The sequence below is a fragment of the Falsiroseomonas algicola genome, from assembly GCF_011040385.1.
In the GTDB taxonomy this organism is placed as follows: Bacteria; Pseudomonadota; Alphaproteobacteria; order Acetobacterales; family Acetobacteraceae; genus Falsiroseomonas; species Falsiroseomonas algicola.
On record NZ_JAAIKB010000008.1, the window covers coordinates 140,364 to 157,350 of the forward strand.

16 protein-coding genes are annotated in these 16,987 nt (G+C 69.9%); 13 read left to right on the top strand and 3 right to left on the bottom strand.

Features of this window, described 5'->3' with window-relative positions; all coding sequences use genetic code 11:
• The first annotated feature begins 1 nt into the window (after nt 1).
• The 9 genes from G3576_RS19540 to G3576_RS19580 all read left to right on the top strand — a co-directional run bounded on the left by G3576_RS19540 (nt 2) and on the right by G3576_RS19580 (nt 9,401).
• Nucleotides 2–622, top strand: coding sequence for a TRAP transporter small permease subunit (locus tag G3576_RS19540; RefSeq protein ID WP_164696116.1), 621 nt, complete (start codon nt 2–4; stop codon nt 620–622).
• Complete coding sequence (locus G3576_RS19545; protein WP_235952230.1) at nt 619–1,992, top strand: TRAP transporter large permease; 1,374 nt, start codon at nt 619–621, stop codon at nt 1,990–1,992. The genes G3576_RS19540 and G3576_RS19545 overlap by 4 nt, the downstream gene beginning before the upstream one ends.
• 11 nt (nt 1,993–2,003) lie before the next feature.
• Complete coding sequence (locus G3576_RS19550) at nt 2,004–2,675, top strand: DUF2848 domain-containing protein (protein ID WP_164696117.1); 672 nt, start codon at nt 2,004–2,006, stop codon at nt 2,673–2,675.
• Between the two features lie 68 nt (nt 2,676–2,743).
• Nucleotides 2,744–3,517: a GntR family transcriptional regulator gene (locus G3576_RS19555; RefSeq protein WP_164696118.1), complete on the top strand. Its 774-nt coding sequence runs from the start codon at nt 2,744–2,746 to the stop codon at nt 3,515–3,517.
• 61 nt (nt 3,518–3,578) lie between these two features.
• Nucleotides 3,579–4,463 (top strand): polysaccharide deacetylase family protein, encoded by an 885-nt coding sequence (locus G3576_RS19560; RefSeq protein ID WP_164696119.1) that lies wholly within the window; start codon nt 3,579–3,581, stop codon nt 4,461–4,463.
• The gene (locus tag G3576_RS19565; RefSeq protein ID WP_164696120.1) at nt 4,460–5,848 is read left to right on the top strand and encodes an MmgE/PrpD family protein; all 1,389 of its coding nucleotides are present in this window, start codon (nt 4,460–4,462) and stop codon (nt 5,846–5,848) included. The genes G3576_RS19560 and G3576_RS19565 overlap by 4 nt, the downstream gene beginning before the upstream one ends.
• Before the next feature lie 54 nt (nt 5,849–5,902).
• On the top strand, nt 5,903–7,072 hold the full coding sequence (locus tag G3576_RS19570; RefSeq protein WP_164696121.1) for an acyl-CoA dehydrogenase family protein: 1,170 nt from the start codon (nt 5,903–5,905) through the stop codon (nt 7,070–7,072).
• Complete coding sequence (locus G3576_RS19575) at nt 7,072–8,274, top strand: CaiB/BaiF CoA transferase family protein (protein ID WP_207622916.1); 1,203 nt, start codon at nt 7,072–7,074, stop codon at nt 8,272–8,274. The genes G3576_RS19570 and G3576_RS19575 overlap by 1 nt, the downstream gene beginning before the upstream one ends.
• Nucleotides 8,274–9,401 (top strand): CaiB/BaiF CoA transferase family protein, encoded by a 1,128-nt coding sequence (locus G3576_RS19580; protein ID WP_164696123.1) that lies wholly within the window; start codon nt 8,274–8,276, stop codon nt 9,399–9,401. The genes G3576_RS19575 and G3576_RS19580 overlap by 1 nt, the downstream gene beginning before the upstream one ends.
• On the opposite strand, the gene G3576_RS19585 is transcribed toward G3576_RS19580, so the two are convergent.
• On the bottom strand, nt 9,402–10,634 hold the full coding sequence (locus G3576_RS19585) for an acetyl-CoA hydrolase/transferase family protein (protein WP_164696124.1): 1,233 nt from the start codon (nt 10,632–10,634) through the stop codon (nt 9,402–9,404).
• A 71-nt stretch (nt 10,635–10,705) separates the two neighbouring features.
• Here G3576_RS19585 and G3576_RS19590 point away from each other — a divergent pair, with 71 nt between their 5' ends.
• The 3 genes from G3576_RS19590 to G3576_RS19600 are packed head-to-tail and all read left to right on the top strand — an operon-like array spanning nt 10,706 to nt 14,705.
• A complete protein-coding gene (locus G3576_RS19590; protein WP_207622917.1) occupies nt 10,706–12,037 on the top strand; it encodes an MmgE/PrpD family protein in 1,332 nt (443 codons plus the stop codon).
• A 14-nt stretch (nt 12,038–12,051) separates the two neighbouring features.
• Nucleotides 12,052–13,443, top strand: a complete 1,392-nt coding sequence (locus tag G3576_RS19595) for a phenylacetate--CoA ligase family protein (RefSeq protein ID WP_164696126.1) — start codon at nt 12,052–12,054, stop codon at nt 13,441–13,443.
• Nucleotides 13,440–14,705, top strand: a complete 1,266-nt coding sequence (locus G3576_RS19600) for an amidase (protein WP_164696127.1) — start codon at nt 13,440–13,442, stop codon at nt 14,703–14,705. The genes G3576_RS19595 and G3576_RS19600 overlap by 4 nt, the downstream gene beginning before the upstream one ends.
• On the opposite strand, the gene G3576_RS19605 is transcribed toward G3576_RS19600, so the two are convergent.
• Nucleotides 14,692–15,471 carry an enoyl-CoA hydratase-related protein gene (locus tag G3576_RS19605; RefSeq protein ID WP_164696128.1) on the bottom strand — a complete coding sequence of 260 codons (780 nt, stop codon included), beginning with the start codon at nt 15,469–15,471 and terminating at the stop codon, nt 14,692–14,694. The genes G3576_RS19600 and G3576_RS19605 overlap by 14 nt on opposite strands.
• Nucleotides 15,472–15,579: 108 nt before the next feature.
• On the opposite strand from G3576_RS19605, the gene G3576_RS19610 reads away from it, so the two are divergent.
• Nucleotides 15,580–16,581: a TRAP transporter substrate-binding protein gene (locus tag G3576_RS19610; RefSeq protein WP_164696129.1), complete on the top strand. Its 1,002-nt coding sequence runs from the start codon at nt 15,580–15,582 to the stop codon at nt 16,579–16,581.
• Between the two features lie 11 nt (nt 16,582–16,592).
• Here the strand turns inward: G3576_RS19610 and G3576_RS19615 are convergent, their stop codons facing one another.
• Nucleotides 16,593–16,967, bottom strand: a complete 375-nt coding sequence (locus G3576_RS19615) for a carboxymuconolactone decarboxylase family protein (protein WP_164696130.1) — start codon at nt 16,965–16,967, stop codon at nt 16,593–16,595.
• Nucleotides 16,968–16,987 lie beyond the last annotated feature (20 nt).

The following is a 16,987-nucleotide window of genomic DNA, read 5'->3' on the forward strand; positions in this document are numbered from 1 at the left end:
CGTGGAGCGGCCCGCACCTCTGATCCTGCGGGCCGCGACCGGCCTGCGCCGCGCGGTCGGCGTCCTCGGCCATGCCATGGGACTCGTCGCCGGCTGGGGCTTCGTGCTCTGCGCCTTCTTCATCACCTTCGATGTGCTGGCGCGCTCCATCCTGCGCGTCAGCACGCAATCCACCACCGAGATCACCGGCTACATGCTGGCCTTCGGGCTGTCCTGGGGGCTGGCGCATACGCTGACGCAGAGGTCGCATGTGCGGATCGACATGCTGGTGAACCGGCTGCCGCAGCGCATCCGCATCTGGCTGCATCTGCTGTCGCTGCTGGCGCTCGGCGTCTTTATGGCCTTCATCGCCAATGGCGCCTGGGACCTGGTGGATGAAAGCCTGCTGTTCAACGCCACCGACATCAGCCTGCTGCGCACGCCGCTCGCCATCCCGCAGGGCCTCTGGGCCGCGGGCATGGTGGTCTTCCTGGTGCTGATCGCCTGCATGCTGGTGGAGAACCTGCTGCTGGCCATCCTGGGCGATGCCCGTCAGGTCGAGCGCAACCTCTCCTCCCGCGGCTATGACGAGGAGGCGCAGGAGGCGCTGGAAGCATTGGGCGTCACGGAGACGAAGCCATGATCGCCGTCGTCTTCATCCTGGTGATGCTCGTCGTCTTCCTCGGCCTGTCACTGACCGGGACGGGCGGCGGCGTCGATGTGCCGATCAGCGCGGTACTGCTGCTGCTCGGCGTCTTCGGCGGCTTCTTCGCGGCCGGCATCTATGTCGGCGCCGCACTGGGCGTGCTGGGTCTGCTGGCCGGCTTCGCCTTCTCCGACCGCCCCTTCTGGACCTTCCTGGGCCAGACGGCCTGGAGCCCCTCCTCCTCCTTCGTGCTCGTCGCCGTGCCGCTCTTCCTGCTGATGGGGGAGATCCTGCTGCGCGCCGGGTTGTCGGAACGGCTCTACCGCGCGCTGAACCTCTGGCTGAACCGCATGCCGGGCGGGCTGCTGCACACGAACATCGTGGCGTCCGGCGTCTTCTCCGCCATCTCCGGCTCCTCCGTCGCCACGGCGGCCACCATGGGATCGGTCGCCATGCCCTTCTTCCAGGGCCGCGGCTACGACCCGAAGATGGTGATGGGCAGCCTCGCCGCGGGCGGCGCGCTGGGCAACCTGATCCCGCCGGGCATCACCTTCATCATCTACGCGTTGATCACGGAAACCTCCGTCGGCGCGCTGTATCTCGCGGCAGTCGGCCCCTCCATCCTGGTGATGGGGCTGTTCATCGCGGTGATCCTTCTGAAGAAGAACGCTGCGCCGCCGCCCGGCCCGGTGATCCCGTTGGGGGAGAAGATTCGCGGACTGGTCGGGCTGATCCCGACCATCCTGCTGATCCTCATCGTGCTCGGCACCATCTATGCAGGCCTCGCGACGCCCACAGAATCCGCCGCGCTCGGCGTGGTGGCCGCCATCGGAATCGCCGTGGTCGAGCGCCGCTTCTCCTTCCGCATGCTGCATGCCAGCGCAGAGGCGACGGCGCGCAACACCGCGATGATCGGCCTCATCCTGCTCGGCGCCTATGTGCTGAACTACGTCATCACCATGCTGGGCGTGCCGCAGATGATGGCGGGGCTGGTGTCCGGCCTGCCGCTGCCGCCATGGGCGATCATGGCGCTGATCATCGGCTTCTACCTGGCGCTGGGGACGTTCATGGAGGGCTTCTCCATGATCATCACCACCATCCCCGTGATCTTCCCCGTGGTGACGGCGCTCGGCTACGATCCGATCTGGTTCGGCGTCGTCGTCACCATGCTGGTGGAGATCGCGCTGATCAGCCCGCCCGACGGCACGGTGCTGTATGTGCTGCAGGGCCTGCGCAAGGATGGCGGCGCCATCGGCGATGTCTTTGCCGGCGTGCTGCCCTTCGTCGCCGTCTACATCCTGGCGATCGTGCTGATGATGATCATGCCCGACATCGCGCTCTGGCTGCCCCGCGCCGCCGGCCCCTGAGGACACAGCCCATGCTCACCTTCGACCGCATCGCCGCCAGCGGTACCGACCGCGTGGCGGTGGAGGTCTCGACCCTTGTCATCGCCGGCTGGGCGGGACGGGACGAGGAGGCCGTGCGCCACCACATCGAGGAACTCGCCGCCATCGGCGTCCCGCCTCCCTCCTCCGTCCCCGTCTACTACCGCGCCGCCGCTGCCAACCTGACGCAGGCAGCGGTGCTGGAGGTGCTGGGGCCGGACAGTTCCGGAGAGGTCGAGCCCACCCTGCTCTCCCTCGCCGATGGCCTCTGGCTCGGCCTCGGCTCCGACCACACCGACCGCAAGGCGGAGGCCGCGGGCATCGCGCTGTCGAAGCAGCTTTGCGGCAAGCCCATCGGCACCACGCTATGGCGGTTCGAGGAGGTGGAGGCGCATTGGGACGCGCTGGAAATGCGCGCCACCGCCACCATCGATGGCGTGGAGACGCTCTACCAGCAGGGCCCGCTCGCGGCGCTGCGCCACCCGCGGGACCTGCTGGCGCGCGGCCCTGCGCTGCCGCCTGGCAGCCTGATGTTCTGCGGCACGCTCGGCGCCATCGGCGGCATCCGGCCCGCGACACGTTTCGCCATGGAACTGCACGACCCCGTGCTCGGCCGCACGATCCGCCACGCCTACGACATCGCGGTCCTGCCCGTCATATCGTGACGACATGGACATTGTCCGGACAAAGATCAGCGGCTAGCCTTCCCTGACAGGGGGAAGGACAAGGCGGCATGGCGGGCAAGGGCGCTGCTTCGGGCTTGGGTCTCGCACAGGGCGCCGATCGCAGTTCATTGCCGCTCTATGCCCGCATCGAGGCGCAGTTGCGGGAAGCGATCGCCCAGGGCGACTATGCCGTCGGCACCCTGCTGCCCACAGAGGCCGAGCTTTGCGAGACGCTCCGCGTCTCCCGCCACACCATCCGCGAAGCGCTGCGCCGCCTGGTCGAATCCGGCCTGGTGGAGCGCCGGCAGGGCGCGGGCACCATGGTGGTGGCGCGGGAAGCGCCGAGCGGCACGGTGCAGTCCATGCGCAGCATCGAGGCGCTGTTCCAATACGCCGCCGACACGCGCCTCGACATCCGCAGCCGCCGCATGGCGCCGCTGGCGCCGGAGGATGCGGCCGCGATCCCGGCGCCGGTCGGGGAGCAATGGCTGACCCTGGAAGGGCTTCGCATCGGTCAGGACGGCGCGCCGATCGCGACCGCCGACGTCTTCATCCACCCCCGCTTCGCCGCCATCGCCAATGCGCTGCCGGAACGCGGCGCCATCTACGCGATGATCGAGAGTCGCTTCGGCGTGGAGGTCGCGGAGGTGATCCAGGAGATCACCGCCGCCCCGATGCCCACCGCCGTCGCTGCCGCGCTCGGCCGCAAGCCCCGCGCCGTCGGCATGCGGTTCCTCCGCCGCTACCTCGGCACGGACGGCGCGACGCTGCTGCTCTCCCGCTCCTGGCACGCGGCGGAGCGCTTCACCTATGCCATGCGGCTGCGTCGCGGCGAGGGGTGAGGGGCTTCCGCCCAGGAAAAGCTGCGCCTAGGATTTGTCCGGACAACAGCAGGTGCCCCGGATGCCGACCTCGCCATGGCCGCAGGATTCCCGCCTCGCCCTCTCCATCGTCGTGAATGTGGAGGAAGGCGCCGAGATGTCGGTGCGCGACGGCGACAAGGGGCCGGAGCCGGTCGATGAGCTGGGCGTCCACCTGAAGGTGCCGATCCGCAATTTCGCGAATGAATCCAACTACCTCTACGGCATTCGCGCGGGCTGGCCGCGCGTCGCGGCGCAGCTGGCGAAGCACGAGGTCAAGGCCACCTTCACCGCCGCCGCCATGGCGCTTGAACGCGCGCCGGAGATCGGACGCGCCATCGCGGAGGGCGGGCACGAGGCCTGCAGCCATGGCTGGCGCTGGATCCACCAATTCTCCTATGACGAGGCGCGGGAACGCGACTTCGTGCGCAAGGCCGTGACCTCCATCGCCGCGACCGCGGGCCATCGGCCCATCGGCTGGCTGTCCCGCTATCTCCATTCCCCGCGGCTGCGCACCACGCTGGCGGAGGAAGGCTTCCTCTACCACATGGACGACTTCTCCGACGATGAGCCGCGCTGGGACGTGGTGGAGACGAAGGATGGCCCGCGCGCCATCGTCATCATGCCCTATGCGCTGGACAGCAACGACATGAAGTTCTGGCTGGCGCCCGGGTACACGCCGCAGCAATGGCTGGACTATGCCGTGGAGACCTTCGACGTGCTCTACGAGGAAGGGGCCAGCGTCACGCGGATGATGTCGCTCGGCGTGCATCTGCGCATCATCGGCAGACCGGGCCGCATCGGCGCCTTCGGGAAGTTCCTGCAATATGCCCGCAGCAAGCCCGGCGTCTGGATGGCCACGCGCGCCGAGATCGCCCGCGCCTTCGCCGCCAACACCCCCCCGCCCGCGGAGCCCGCCGCCCGATGAGCACGTCCTACGACATCGCCGCCGCCTTCGCCGCCCATGCGGTGCGGGTGCGGCACAGCGACCTCTCCCCGGGCGCGATCCGTGCGGGCCGGACCTTCCTGCTGGATACGCTCGGCGTCGGCATCGCCGGCAGCAGCGGCGCCAATGTCCACACCGTGCTGGACCTGGCGGAGCGCTGGGGCGCGGGGGATGAGGCGACAAGCTGGATCGGCGGCCGCCGCATGGCCGCGGGGTCGGCCGCCATCGTCAACGCCTACCTCATCCACTGCCTCGAATTCGACTGCGTCCATGAAGGCGCCGTGGTGCACCCCATGGCGACGCTGCTGTCGGCGTTGTTCGCGTGGTGCGAACGGGAATCGACGCAGGGGCGCCCCGTCTCCGGCGACCGCTTCCTCGCCGCCATGGCGGTCGGCGTCGATATCGCCGGCCTGCTCGGCGTCGCGACCGATTCCCCGCTGCGCTTCTTCCGCCCCGCGACGGCCGGCGGCTTCGGCGCCGTCGCCGCCATCGCCAACCTGGCCGGCTTCGACGAGGCGACGACGCGCAGCGCCTTCGGCCATATGTATGGCCAGACCAGCGGCACGCTGCAGCCGCATCTCGAGGGCTCGCCGCTCCTCGGCCTGCAGATCGGCTTCAACGCCCGCGGCGCGATCGAGGCCTGCGACCTGGCCGCGGCCGGCATGCAGGGGCCGCTCGACGTCTTCACCGGCCGCTACGGCTACTTCACGCTGATCGAGGAGAACGTGCATCCCGATCGCGTCGAGAAGGCGCTGGGTCGGGAGTGGCAGATCGAGAAACTCTCCCACAAGCCCTTCCCCTCCGGCCGCCTGACGCATGGCGTCGTGCACGCGCTGCGCGACCTGATGCGGGAACAGGGCTTCGCGCCCGACGACGTCGCGGAGGTGACGTGCCGCGTGCCGCCGCTGGTGCGGCGCCTGGTGGGAAGGCCCGACATTCCCGATCCCGCCTCCAACTACGCGAAGCTCTGCCTGTCCTTCGTCGCTGGCGTCTATCTGGCCAAGGGGCGCTGCGACGTGCCGGATTTCCGGGGCGAGGCGCTGCGCGACCCGCGCGTCCATGCCTTCGCATCCCGCGTCCGGATCGAACCGGACGGCAACACGAACGAGAATGCGCTGGACCCGCAGGAGATCATCGTGACGCTCGCCAACGGCACGCGCCACGTGAAGCACCTGCCCCACACCTATGGCCACCCGGCCGTGCCCCTGACGGCGGAGGAGAACGAGGAGAAATTCTTCCGCTGCTGTGGCCACGCCGTGCCGCCGGTGCCGGAGGACCGGGCGACGCGCATCCGCGACCTCGTGGCGGGGATCGAAACGCTGGCCGATGTCGCGGCGCTGTCCGCCGCCACCGGCGGAAGTGATTGACGCAGCGCCTCCCCGGCCCTATTTGTCCGGACAAATTCCACGGGAGCACCAGCCATGGACACGCATGTCGCCCGCTCGGAGGCCAATGAGGAAGAGGCCGCGCTGCTCGACGCCATCGACAAGTGGCTGGGCCGGGACGTGCGGCCGCATGTGCTGAAGCTGGAACATGCGGATGAATACCCGCATGAGATGGTCGAGCAGATGAAGGAACTCGGCCTGTTCGGCGCGACCATCGATCCGGAATATGGCGGGCTCGGTCTCTCGGCTACCACCTACGCGAAGATCGTCGAGCGCATCGCGGAAGTCTGGATGTCGCTCTCCGGCATCTTCAACAGCCACCTCATCATGGCGGCCTGCGTCAGCCGCATGGGGACGGCCGCGCAGAAGGCGCATTGGCTTCCGAAATTCGCCACCGGCGAGATCCGCGGCGGCTTGGCGCTGACGGAACCGGATTGCGGCACCGACCTTCAGGCCATCCGCACGCGCGCGCGGCGGGATGGCGACCACTACGTCATCAACGGCACCAAGACCTGGATCAGCAACGGCATCCAGGGCAGCTGCTTCGCCCTGCTGGTGAAGACGGACCCGGAGGCGACGCCGCGCCACAAGGGCATGTCGATGATGATCGCGCCGAAAGGCGCGGGCTTCACCGTCTCCAAGAAGCTGGAGAAGCTCGGCTACAAGGGCATCGACAGCGCGGAACTCGTCTTCGACGATTACCGCATCCCCGCCGACCACCTGATCGGCGGCGAGGAAGGCCGTGGCTTGCAGACGGCGCTCGGCGGGCTGGAGCTCGGCCGCATCAACGTCGCGGCACGTGGCGTGGGCCTGGCCTCCGCCGCGCTGAAGGACAGCGTCAAGTACAGCCAGATCCGCAAGACCATGGGCAAGCCGATCTGCCAGCACCAGGCGATCCAGCTCAAGCTCGGCGAGATGGCAACGCGCGTGCAGGCCGCGCGCCTCCTCACCTACGATGCCGCACGCGCCTATGACGCCGGCGAGCGCTGCGACATGGAAGCCGGCATGGCCAAGTTCTACGCCAGCGAGGCCGCGGTGGAGAACAGCCTGGAAGCCATGCGCATCCATGGCGGCTACGGCTATTCCAAGGAATATCACGTGGAGCGCTACTACCGCGACGCGCCGCTGATGTGCATCGGCGAGGGCACGAACGAGATCCAGCGCATGATCATCGCGAAGCAGCTGATCGAGCGGTTCCCCGCGTGATGCTGCCCCTGAAGGGGCTGAGGATCATCAGCTTCGAGCAGTTCGGCGCCGGCCCCTTCGCAACCATGAACCTGGCAGACCTCGGCGCCGAGGTCATCAAGGTGGAGCCGCCGCCTGGCGATGGCGGCGATCCGCCCGGCGACATCGCGCGCCACACCGGTGGCTTCGCGCTCGGCGAGAATGACAGCCAGTACTTCCAGTCCTTCAACCGCAACAAGCGCAGCATCACGCTCGATCTCCGCAAGCCCGGCGCGCGGGACGCGCTGCACCGCCTGGTGCGCGATGCCGATGCGGTGCTGAACAACCTCCGCGGCGACCTGCCCGCGCGGCTCGGCATCGACTACCCCGCGCTCTCCGCGGTGAAGCCCTCCATCGTCTGCGTCCACCTCTCCGGCTATGGCCGCAATGGCGAACGCGCGTCCTGGCCGGCCTATGACTACCTGGCGCAGGCCGAAGCGGGCTTCTGTGCCTTGACCGGAGAACCCGATTCTGGACCGACCCGCGCCGGCCTTTCCGTGGTGGACTTCATGTCCGGTCTGACCGCGGCGATGGCGCTGCTCGCCGGCGTGAACGGCGCGCGCAACACCGGCCGCGGCTGCGACCTCGATGTCTCCCTCTACGACGTCGCGATGCAGACGCTGACCTATGTCGCGACCTGGTACCTGAATGACGGCTTCGAGGTGCCGCGCCGCCCGCGCGGCGGCCATCCCTTCATCGTGCCCTGCGAGATGTTCCCGACCGCCGACGGCCATGTCTTCGTCATGTGCATCAAGCCGGGCTTCTGGCGGAAGTTCTGCACCATCGCCGGCGCGCCGGACCTGCCCGCCGACCCGCGCTTCAAGGGCTTCGACGAGCGTCTGGCAAACCGCGATGCGCTGATGGCGGTGCTAGATCCCGTGATGCGCGCGAAGACCTCTGCCGAATGGGTGGCGACGCTCTCGGGCCAGGTGCCCGTCGCGCCAGTGCTCGGCCTCGGCCAGGCGCTGGACAATCCCCATTTCCGCGCGCGCGGCGGCGTGCTGGACCTGCCGCATCCCGCGCGCCCCGATCTCAAGGTCGTCGCCAACGCCATCCGCCTCGACGGGCAGCGCCTGCCCGGCCGCGCCGGTCCTGGCTATGGCGCGGATAGCGAGGCCGTGCTGACCGAGGCCGGCTACACGCCAGCTGAAATCGCGCAATTGAGGGCCCTGGGGGCAGTCTGATGAAGCTCGACGGTATCCGCGTCCTCGATCTCTCGCTGTTCCTGCCTGGCCCCTACATGACGACGGTCATGGCCGACCACGGGGCGGAGGTCATCAAGCTGGAACCTCCCTCCGGCGAGCCGGTGCGCGGCATCGGCGAACGTGCGGGCGGCCACAGCGTCTGGTTCCGCAACACGCATCGCGGCAAGAAATCCATCGTGCTGGACCTGAAGACGCAGGATGGCCTCGCCGCGCTCTATGACATCGCTCGCACCGTCGATGTCTTTGTGGAGGCCTTCCGCCCCGGCGTCGCGGACCGCCTCGGCTTCGGGCCTGCGACGATGGCGGCGCTGAACCCGCGCCTCGTTTATTGCTCCATCTCCGCCTTCGGGCAGGATGGCCCGCTGCGCGACAAGCCCGCGCATGACCTGGCGGTGGAGGCGCTGGCCGGCACGCTCTCCACCAATCTTGGCCAGGATGGGCTCCCGACACATCCGAACGTGCCCGTCGCCGACGCGACCGCCTCCCTCCTCGCGCTCTCCGCCGTGCTGATGGCGCTGCTGCGGCGGGAGAAGACGGGCCGCGGTGATGTCATCGACATGGCGATGTATGACGCGACGCTCTCCTGGCTGCCCAACGCCACCGGCGCCGTGCTCGGGGCGGATCGCGCGCCGGATGTGAAGAATGTCCGGCAATGGGGCGGCGGCGCCTTTTACAACATCTACGCGACGAAGGATGGCCGCCACGTCGTGCTCGGCGGCAGCGAGCACAAATTCGTCGAGAACCTGCTGCGCGCCCTCGGCCGCGAGGATCTTGTCGCCGGTGCCAGCGGCCCACCCGGCCCCGCGCACGAACCCGCCAAGGCCTTTCTGCGCGAGACCTTCCTGACGCGCACGCGCGATGAATGGGAAGCCTGGTTCGAGGGCCGCGACGTCTGCTTCGCACCCCTGCTCGACCTGCACGAGGCCTTCCATCGTCCCCACGCGCAAGCCCGGCAGATGCTGGTGCGGGATGCGGAGGGCAACCTCCATATCGGCCTCCCCATCAAGTTCCGCGATGAGCCCGGCACGCTGGACCCTACCCTGCCCGCGCTTGGCGAGCACACGGAAGCGGTGGTGGCGGAGGCGAGACAGCGCCTCGGCCGCTGATCAGAAGCGCGCCCGCTGCCGCGCCCAGCCATCGGCCAAGGCGTCGCGGTGCTGCGGCGCGGCGATCGCAATCAGGCGTTCCGCGCGCTGATCGATATCCGCGTCGCGCAGATGCGCCACGCCATGTTCCGTGACGACGATGTCGGCATCCGCGCGCGTCACCGAAACCGGCGTCCCCGGCGCCAGTTGCGGCACGATGCGGCTGATGCTGCCGCCCTTGCCGCTCGACAGCAGCGCGATCACGGCGCGCCCACCCGCGGACCGGCGCGCGCCTCGGACGAAATCGGCGACGCCGCCCTGGCCCGACACCTGCCTGCCCTCGATCATCTCCGAATTGACCTGGCCGAAGAGATCGACCTCCACCGCGGCGTTGATCGCGACGAAGTCCGGCAGGGCGGCGATGCGGGCCGCGTCATGCGTGACGCTCACGGGACGAAAGCTGATCCGGGTCTCTCGCGCCAGGCGGTCATAGAGTGCGGCGCTGCCGAGCGCGATGCCGGTCGTCACCGAGTCCAGCGCGCCGGCATCCAGCAGGCCAAGGACCGGGTCGGCGATCATGCCGCCATGGAAGCGGAGCCGCCTGTGCCCCGCCAGCGCCTGCATCGCAGCGGCGACGGCGGTGCCGATGCCCGTCTGCACCGTATCGCCATCCCGCACCAGCCCCGCCACATGCCGCCCCAGTTCCGCCAGCGCGCCGTCCGGCCGCTCCACGGGCAGCATGGGAATCGGGGAGGGTCCATCCACCAGCGCGTGCAGCCGTTCCAGCGGAAAGCGCACGCCATCCGGCACGTCCGGCAGCGCGGGATCGACGACTCCGACCAGCGCCGCGCCCGCCTCCATCAGCGCCGGCACGAAGTCATGCGTGAGGGAGAGGGAGACGCTGCCATCCCGCGGCGCCGCGCAGCGGAAGATCGCCATGTCGCCACGCGCGGGCCCGCGCAGCCAGGCGAAGGCGTCGCTGTAGTGCAGCGGCCGGAAACTCACGCGCCCCGCCGCCAACCCGCCGCGCAACTCCGGCGTCATGAAGGCCGATTCCAGCGGCGCCAGCGCCGACCAGTCGCGCTTGTTGATGCTGGCGATCGGCACGCCGAGCAGCCGACTACCCTCCAGCGCCGCGGGCCGCGCTGCAAGCGCATCGAGCACCGCGGTCGGCTCCCCCGCGCAGCCCGCGAGAAAGACGCGCAGGCCCGGACGCAACGTCTCGGCGAAGGCGGCGGGCGTGATCATCGGCATGGCGGCTTGCGTCCTCGGCTGGCTTCCGTTGATATGTCCGGACAACTTTGCTGGCAAACGGGGTCGTTGCCTTGGGCACCTTGACCGAGGGTATCGCCGCGCTGCTCCGCCGTCCCATCTCCGATGCGGATCGGGAGCGGGCCGCGCTGCACCTGCTGGACTGGATCGGCTGCGCCGTCGCGGGTGCGGCCAGCGAGACCGGCGCCGTCTTCCGCCGCCAGGCCGCACGACAGCCCAAGGGCGCCGCGCGCGTGATCCTCGGCGCGGCCCTTACCGCGCGTGATGCCGCCTTCGCCAATGGCGCCTTCGGCAATGTGCTGGAGATGGATGACGTGCATCGGGAAGCGATCCTGCATCCCGGTCCCGTCGTCATGCCCGCCGCGCTCGCTTTGGCGGCGGAGGGCGGTGCCGATGGCCCCGCGCTGCTGGATGCGATCATCCGTGGCTACGACGCGGAAATCCGCATCGGGCGCGCCATGGGCCACGCGCATTACCGCCAGTTCCACCCGACCGCGAGTTGCGGCCCCTTCGGCAGCGCCGCAGCCGCGGCCTCGCTGCTCGGCCTCGACGACGACGCCACTGTCTGGGCGCTCGGCAATGCCGGCACGCAGACGGGCGGCGTCTGGCAATGCCGGGCCGAGCCGGTGATGACGAAGCAGTTGCACACGGCCCGCGCCGCGGCGATGGGGCTGGAAGCCGCGCTGCTGGCCGCCGATGGGCTGACCGGACCGAAGCAGATCCTGGAAGGGGCGCTCGGCGTCTTCGCCGGCATGGCGCCGGATGCGAAGCCGGACCGCGTGCTCGCCGATCCCAGCGCGCCTTGGTTGATCCATGAGACCAGCTTCAAGCCCTGGCCCGCCTGCCGCCACTGCCACGCCACCATCGACGCCGCGCTCGCGCTGCGCGACTGGGTGGCGGGCCGCGACATCGCGGCGATCGAGGTCGCCGCCTATGCCGATGCCGTCGCCTTCTGCGACCGCGTTCAGCCGGAAAGCGTGATCCAGTCGAAATTCTCGCTGCAGCACGCCGTCGCGGTCACGCTGCGGAACGGCCCGCCGCCGCTGGAGGCCTTCGCCCCCGCCTGCTTCACCGACCCGTCGCTGGCCGCCTTGCGTGACCGCGTCACGCTGCTGCGCGATCCGGGTTTCACCGCCGCCTATCCCGCGCGCTACGGTAGCGCCGTCACCGTCACGCTGGCCGATGGCGAAGCACGCCGGGCCGACATCCCCGATGCCCTCGGCGATCCCGAGAATCCGCTGCCCGTCGCCGACATCATCGACAAGGCGCGCCGCCTGATGCGCAGCGCCGGCGTGGCCGATGACGCGATCGAGCGCGTCATCGCCGCCACCCTTGCCTTGCCCCGCGGTGCCGCCGCCGCATCGCTCGATACCATCCTGCCCTGAAGGAGCCGCCCCGCATGACCGTCTTCGACTATGTGACGGCGATGGACCATCCGGCGCTGCTGCGGGACTTCCCCATCGGCACCGATTATCCCGGCGCGCTGCGCGGCCTGTCTCGGGATGCATTGCGTGCGCGGCAGGATGCGGATTTCCGCAAGCTCCTCGCCTTCGCCTGGAAGGTGCCCTTCTACCAGCGGCTCTGGGGCGCCAAGGGGATCGAGCCCGGCGACATCAAGGGCCTCGATGACCTCCCGAAGCTGCCCTCCTACGACAAGTCGGACCTCATGGCCTCCGTCGCGGCCCATCCGCCGATCGGCGACTTCCACGGGCAGGAAGCACACCCGCCGGAACGCCGCCCGCAGATCATCATGCAGACCACCAGCGGCACCACCGGCACGCCGCAACCGCTGCTCTTCGGCCCGAAGAGCCGGGAGGTGCAGAACCGTCTGCTGGCGCGCATGTACCTGCTGGCCGGCATGACGCGGGACGACGTCGTCCATTCCGTCTATGGCCACGGCATGATCAATGGCGGCCATTATGTGCGGGAGACGGTGACGCATTGGGTCGGCGCGCGCTTCCTCAGCGCCGGGACTGGCGTGGAGACACGCTCCGCCCAACAGGTCTTCATCATGAAGCAGTTCGGCGCCACCGCCATCGTGGGCTTCGCCGACTACATCAAGCGCCTCGCGGAAGTGGCGCGGGAGGAAGGGCTGGAACCCGGCCGCGACCTCCCCATCCGCCTGATCTGCGCCCACCTCGGCAGCGAAAGCCAGGCGAGCCTCTCTGCCGCCTGGGGCGGTGCCGCGGTCTATGACTGGTACGGCGTCGGCGATACCGGGATCATCGCCGGCGAAGGCCCGGACCGCACCGGCATGCATGTGATGGAGGATGCGCATGCGCTGGAGATCGCGGACCCCGATACCGGCTTGCCCGTGCCGGAAGGCACGCTGGGCGACATGGTCTGCACCTGCCTCTTCAAGGACGACATCTTCCCGATCATCCGCTTCAACACGCATGACGTGACGGAGGAGGTGCTGGGGGCCAATCCGCTCGGCATCCCCTTCCGCCGCATCAAGGGGTTCCTTGGGCGCAGCGACAACATGGTGAAGCTGCGCGGCATCAACCTCTTCCCGACGGGCATCGGCGCGCTGCTGGTGGAGCAGTGCGAGACGGCGACGGGCGACTTCATCTGCCGCGTCGGGCGCAGCGATGGTCGCGATGCGATGGTGGTCCACCTGGAGGTGCGCGGCGATGCCGATGCGGCGCTGCAGTCGCGCCTTGAAGCCGCGCTCCGCACGCGGCTCGGCGTCGAGATCGGCGTGGCGCTCTGCGCGCCCGGCTCGCTCGCGGCGCTCACGCAGGTGGAAAGCCGGCAGAAGCCGATCCGGCTGATCGACGACCGCAAGTGACGCCGAGCGACATCCCCGCGCTGCTCGCCCGCATCGCGGCGGAGGATGGCGCGATCGGCAGCTTCTGGCAGGTGGATCGCGAGGGCGCGCTGGCCGCCACGCCTGCCGGGCGCGGTCCGCTGGTCGGCGTCGCCATCGGCATCAAGGACAATGTCGATGTCGCGGGGCTGCGCACCACCGCGGGCATCGCGGCCTTCAGGCATCGCGTGGCCGACCGCGACGCGCCCGTGGTGCGACGCCTGCGGGAGGCCGGGCTCGTCATCCTCGGCAAGCTGGCGATGCATGAGGGCGCGCTCGGCGCCACCACCGATACCCCGGGCTTCGGCCGCTGCATGAACCCGCTGCGGGCGGGCTACACGCCGGGCGGATCCTCCGGCGGGTCCGGCGCGGCCGTCGCGGCGGGCCTCGTGCCGCTCGCGGTCGGTACGGACACGATGGGCTCCGTGCGCCTCCCCGCCGCCTATTGCGGCGTCTTCGGCCTGAAGCCGACATCCGGGCTGGTCGGGCGCAGCGGCGTCGTGGCCCTCTCGCCCCGCCTCGACCATGTCGGCATCCTGGCCGCCAGCATCGAAGGCGCCGCGCTGGGGCTGGAGGCGATGGCGGGCGACGACCCCGACGACCCCGACAGCCGTCCCACGCCCCCAGGCTGGCGTGCCCTGCCCGCGGCCCCGGCCGACCCAAGGGGGCTCCGCATCGGCCTGCCGGAGCCGGTGCTGGCCGCCCCGATGGAGCCTGCCATCCGCGCGGCCTGGGAGGCAGCGCAGGCGCGGCTGCGCGAGGCCGGCGCCATCCTCTCGCCCGTGCCCGTTGCGGGCTGGGATCTGACCGCCACGCGCCGCGCCGGCCTGCTGCTGATCGAGGCCGAGGCCGCCGCGCTGCACCCTGCCCTGGTCGATGACCCGGAGGCCGCCACGCCAGGTTTCCGCGCCGCCCTCGCCTATGGACGGGATGCCAAGGGCGTGCGCATCGCTCAGGCCTTGTTCCGCCTGGCGGAGGCGCGGGCTGGCGCGCTGCGCGCTCTCGATCACTGCGACCTGCTGCTGATGCCGACAGCGCCGCAGCGCGCCTTCCCGCATGGCACGCCGGCGCCGGTGGACCAGGCGGATTTCACCGCCATCGCCAATGTCGCAGGCCTGCCCGCGCTGGCCTTCCCCTGGCCGGCGCCGGATGGCGATCTGCCCTGCTCGCTTCAGCTCATGGGCCCCGCTTATGGGGAGCAGGCGATCTGCGCGCTGGCGGCGTGGTTGCTCAGGGCGCGGTGAAGCGCGCCGGCCGCTTCTCCAGGAAGGCGCGATAGCCTTCCTGGAAATCGGCGCCGGCGAAAGGGTCTTCGAAGAGGGCGGCCAGTTCCGGCGTCTCCGTCGCGGCGCCGGCGGCGATGGCATCGACCATCGCCTTCACGCCGCGGAGCGCCGGGCGCGACGTGGCGGCGACGCCATCGAGGTAGCGCGCGGCCTCCTCCTCGAACACGGCCCCTTCCCACAGCCGGTCCACCAGGCCGATGCGCGCCGCTTCCTCCGCCGCCACGGCGCGGGCGCTGAACAGCATCTCCTTCGCGCGATTCGCGCCCACCGCCAGCACCAGCCGCCGCGTATCGGCGTGGCTGTAGGTCAGGCCGAGCCTCACCGGCGTCACGGCGAAGCGCGCATCATCTGCCGCCAGGCGCAGATCGCAGGCCAGTGCGAGGGCGACGCCACCGCCGACGCAGGCGCCGCGGATCGTGGCGATGGTCGGCTTGGGGCAGGCCGCGACGGCCTCGATCGCCTCGCGGATCAGGCGGTTGCTGTGCGCGATGGCATCCGGCGAACCGTAGGCGTCGCCGAACTCCGCGATATCCGCGCCCCCGCAGAAATGGCCGCCCGCGCCCGCGACTCGCAGAAGGGCAATGGCAGGATCCGCAATGACTTCCGCGACCAGCCCTGGCACGGCGCGCCACATGGCACGCGACATGGCGTTGCGGCGCGGCGGATTGTCGATCAGCAGCGTGGCGATGGCGCCTTCATGCATCAGGCGGATGGGCAGGGTCATGGCGAATTTCTAACGCGGCATCGGCGACTTGTCCGTACAAATTTCTTGTCCCCTTGCCGGACCCATGCTTGGCTTCCATCCCAGCAACCAACGGCCAGGGAGAGTGGGATGCTTCGACGCGATGTGATGAAGGCTGCCGGCGGGCTGGCGCTGGCAGCGGGCGCTGCCGGCACCGCCACGGCGCAGGCGCCGACGCGCTGGGACATCTCCATCCCCTGGGGCCCCAACGAATTCCACACCGTGAACGCGCAGCGCTTCGCCACCGAAGTGCGCAACGCCACCAACGGTGCCGTGCAGATGACGGTTCATGCCGGCGGGTCGCTTGGCGTCCGGGCGAATGAGACGGTGCGCGCGGTCGGTGATGGCGTGGTGCCGATGGCGGAATTCACCGCCTTCCAGAATGTCGGCGACCTGCCGATCCTCGGCATCGAGAGCATCCCCTTCCTGATCAGCAACTATGACGAGCTGCAGATCATGCACTCCCTGGTCCGCCCGATCTGGGAGAGGGAGCTGGAGCGGCGCAACCAGACGGTGCTCTACATGTGCCCCTGGCCCACGCAGCTCTTCTATTTCAAGCGGCCGATCGCGACGGCGGCCGACCTGCGCGGCATCCGCATGCGGACCTATGACCGCGTGACGGCGGAGATGTGCACGCGGCTCGGCATGGTGCCGCAGCAGCTGACCAATCCGGACGTCGTGCCAGCGCTCGCCTCCGGCCGCGTCGATGCGGTGATGACCAGCGGCACCACCGCCGTCGCCCAGCGCTACTGGGAATTCCTGAAGCACGCCTATGTCACCAACCACCTCTGGGCGACCAATTTCATGGTCGTGAACAACGATGCCTGGCGCCGCCTGCCGGCCGCGACGCGCACGACGATCGCCGATCTCGGCAAGCGGCTGGAGCCGGAATTCTGGAACGTCTCCAAGGGCGAGCACACGCTGCGCATGGGCGAATTGCAGCAGAACGGCATGACGGTGGAGGACCCGCCGGCCGCCCTGCTGCAGGCGGTGCGCCAGGCGACGGCCACGATGGGCGACGAATTCGTCCGCGCCAATCCGGCCGCCGGACCCATCCTGCAGCAGTTCCGCCAACGCGTCGGCCGGGCCTGACGCGCGGCGTGTCAGCGCTGTCCGCTGGCCGTGATGTGCTCGACATGGCGCATCACGGCAGCCCCCGCACGCGCCCAGCATTGATGGCCGTGGATCAGGATCGCGATGCTGAGCGCTTCCATGATCTGCCCGGGCGTCAGGCCGGCGCGCAGCCCGGCCTCGGCATGCGCGACAGCGCCCTCGACATGGCCCGCAGCCACGTCGAGCACGATGAAGACGAGTTCCTTGCTGGCAAGTGGCAGGTGCCCCTCCGGCGGCAGCCGATACGCGGCCTCCCGCGCCGCCAGATAGGCGGCGAAGGCCTCCGGCGCATGGCGCTGCAGCAGCGCCACGCTGTCCGGCACGCCGCCGATGGTCTGCCCGAAATGGTCATTCGCTTCGTCCATAGCCACGCCCCGCGCTGCAC

Excerpts from the sequence above, each read along its gene's own strand:
- G3576_RS19615 (WP_164696130.1), bottom strand. The coding sequence starts at position 16,967 with ATGGACGAAGCGAATGACCATTTCGGGCAGACCATCGGCGGCGTGCCG.
- G3576_RS19550 (WP_164696117.1), top strand. The coding sequence starts at position 2,004 with ATGCTCACCTTCGACCGCATCGCCGCCAGCGGTACCGACCGCGTGGCG.
- G3576_RS19565 (WP_164696120.1), top strand. The coding sequence starts at position 4,460 with ATGAGCACGTCCTACGACATCGCCGCCGCCTTCGCCGCCCATGCGGTG.
- G3576_RS19580 (WP_164696123.1), top strand. The coding sequence starts at position 8,274 with ATGAAGCTCGACGGTATCCGCGTCCTCGATCTCTCGCTGTTCCTGCCT.
- G3576_RS19545 (WP_235952230.1), top strand. The coding sequence starts at position 619 with ATGATCGCCGTCGTCTTCATCCTGGTGATGCTCGTCGTCTTCCTCGGC.
- G3576_RS19605 (WP_164696128.1), bottom strand. The coding sequence starts at position 15,471 with ATGACCCTGCCCATCCGCCTGATGCATGAAGGCGCCATCGCCACGCTG.
- G3576_RS19585 (WP_164696124.1), bottom strand. The coding sequence starts at position 10,634 with ATGCCGATGATCACGCCCGCCGCCTTCGCCGAGACGTTGCGTCCGGGC.
- G3576_RS19595 (WP_164696126.1), top strand. The coding sequence starts at position 12,052 with ATGACCGTCTTCGACTATGTGACGGCGATGGACCATCCGGCGCTGCTG.
- G3576_RS19570 (WP_164696121.1), top strand. The coding sequence starts at position 5,903 with ATGGACACGCATGTCGCCCGCTCGGAGGCCAATGAGGAAGAGGCCGCG.
- G3576_RS19560 (WP_164696119.1), top strand. The coding sequence starts at position 3,579 with ATGCCGACCTCGCCATGGCCGCAGGATTCCCGCCTCGCCCTCTCCATC.
- G3576_RS19555 (WP_164696118.1), top strand. The coding sequence starts at position 2,744 with ATGGCGGGCAAGGGCGCTGCTTCGGGCTTGGGTCTCGCACAGGGCGCC.
- G3576_RS19575 (WP_207622916.1), top strand. The coding sequence starts at position 7,072 with ATGCTGCCCCTGAAGGGGCTGAGGATCATCAGCTTCGAGCAGTTCGGC.
- G3576_RS19610 (WP_164696129.1), top strand. The coding sequence starts at position 15,580 with ATGCTTCGACGCGATGTGATGAAGGCTGCCGGCGGGCTGGCGCTGGCA.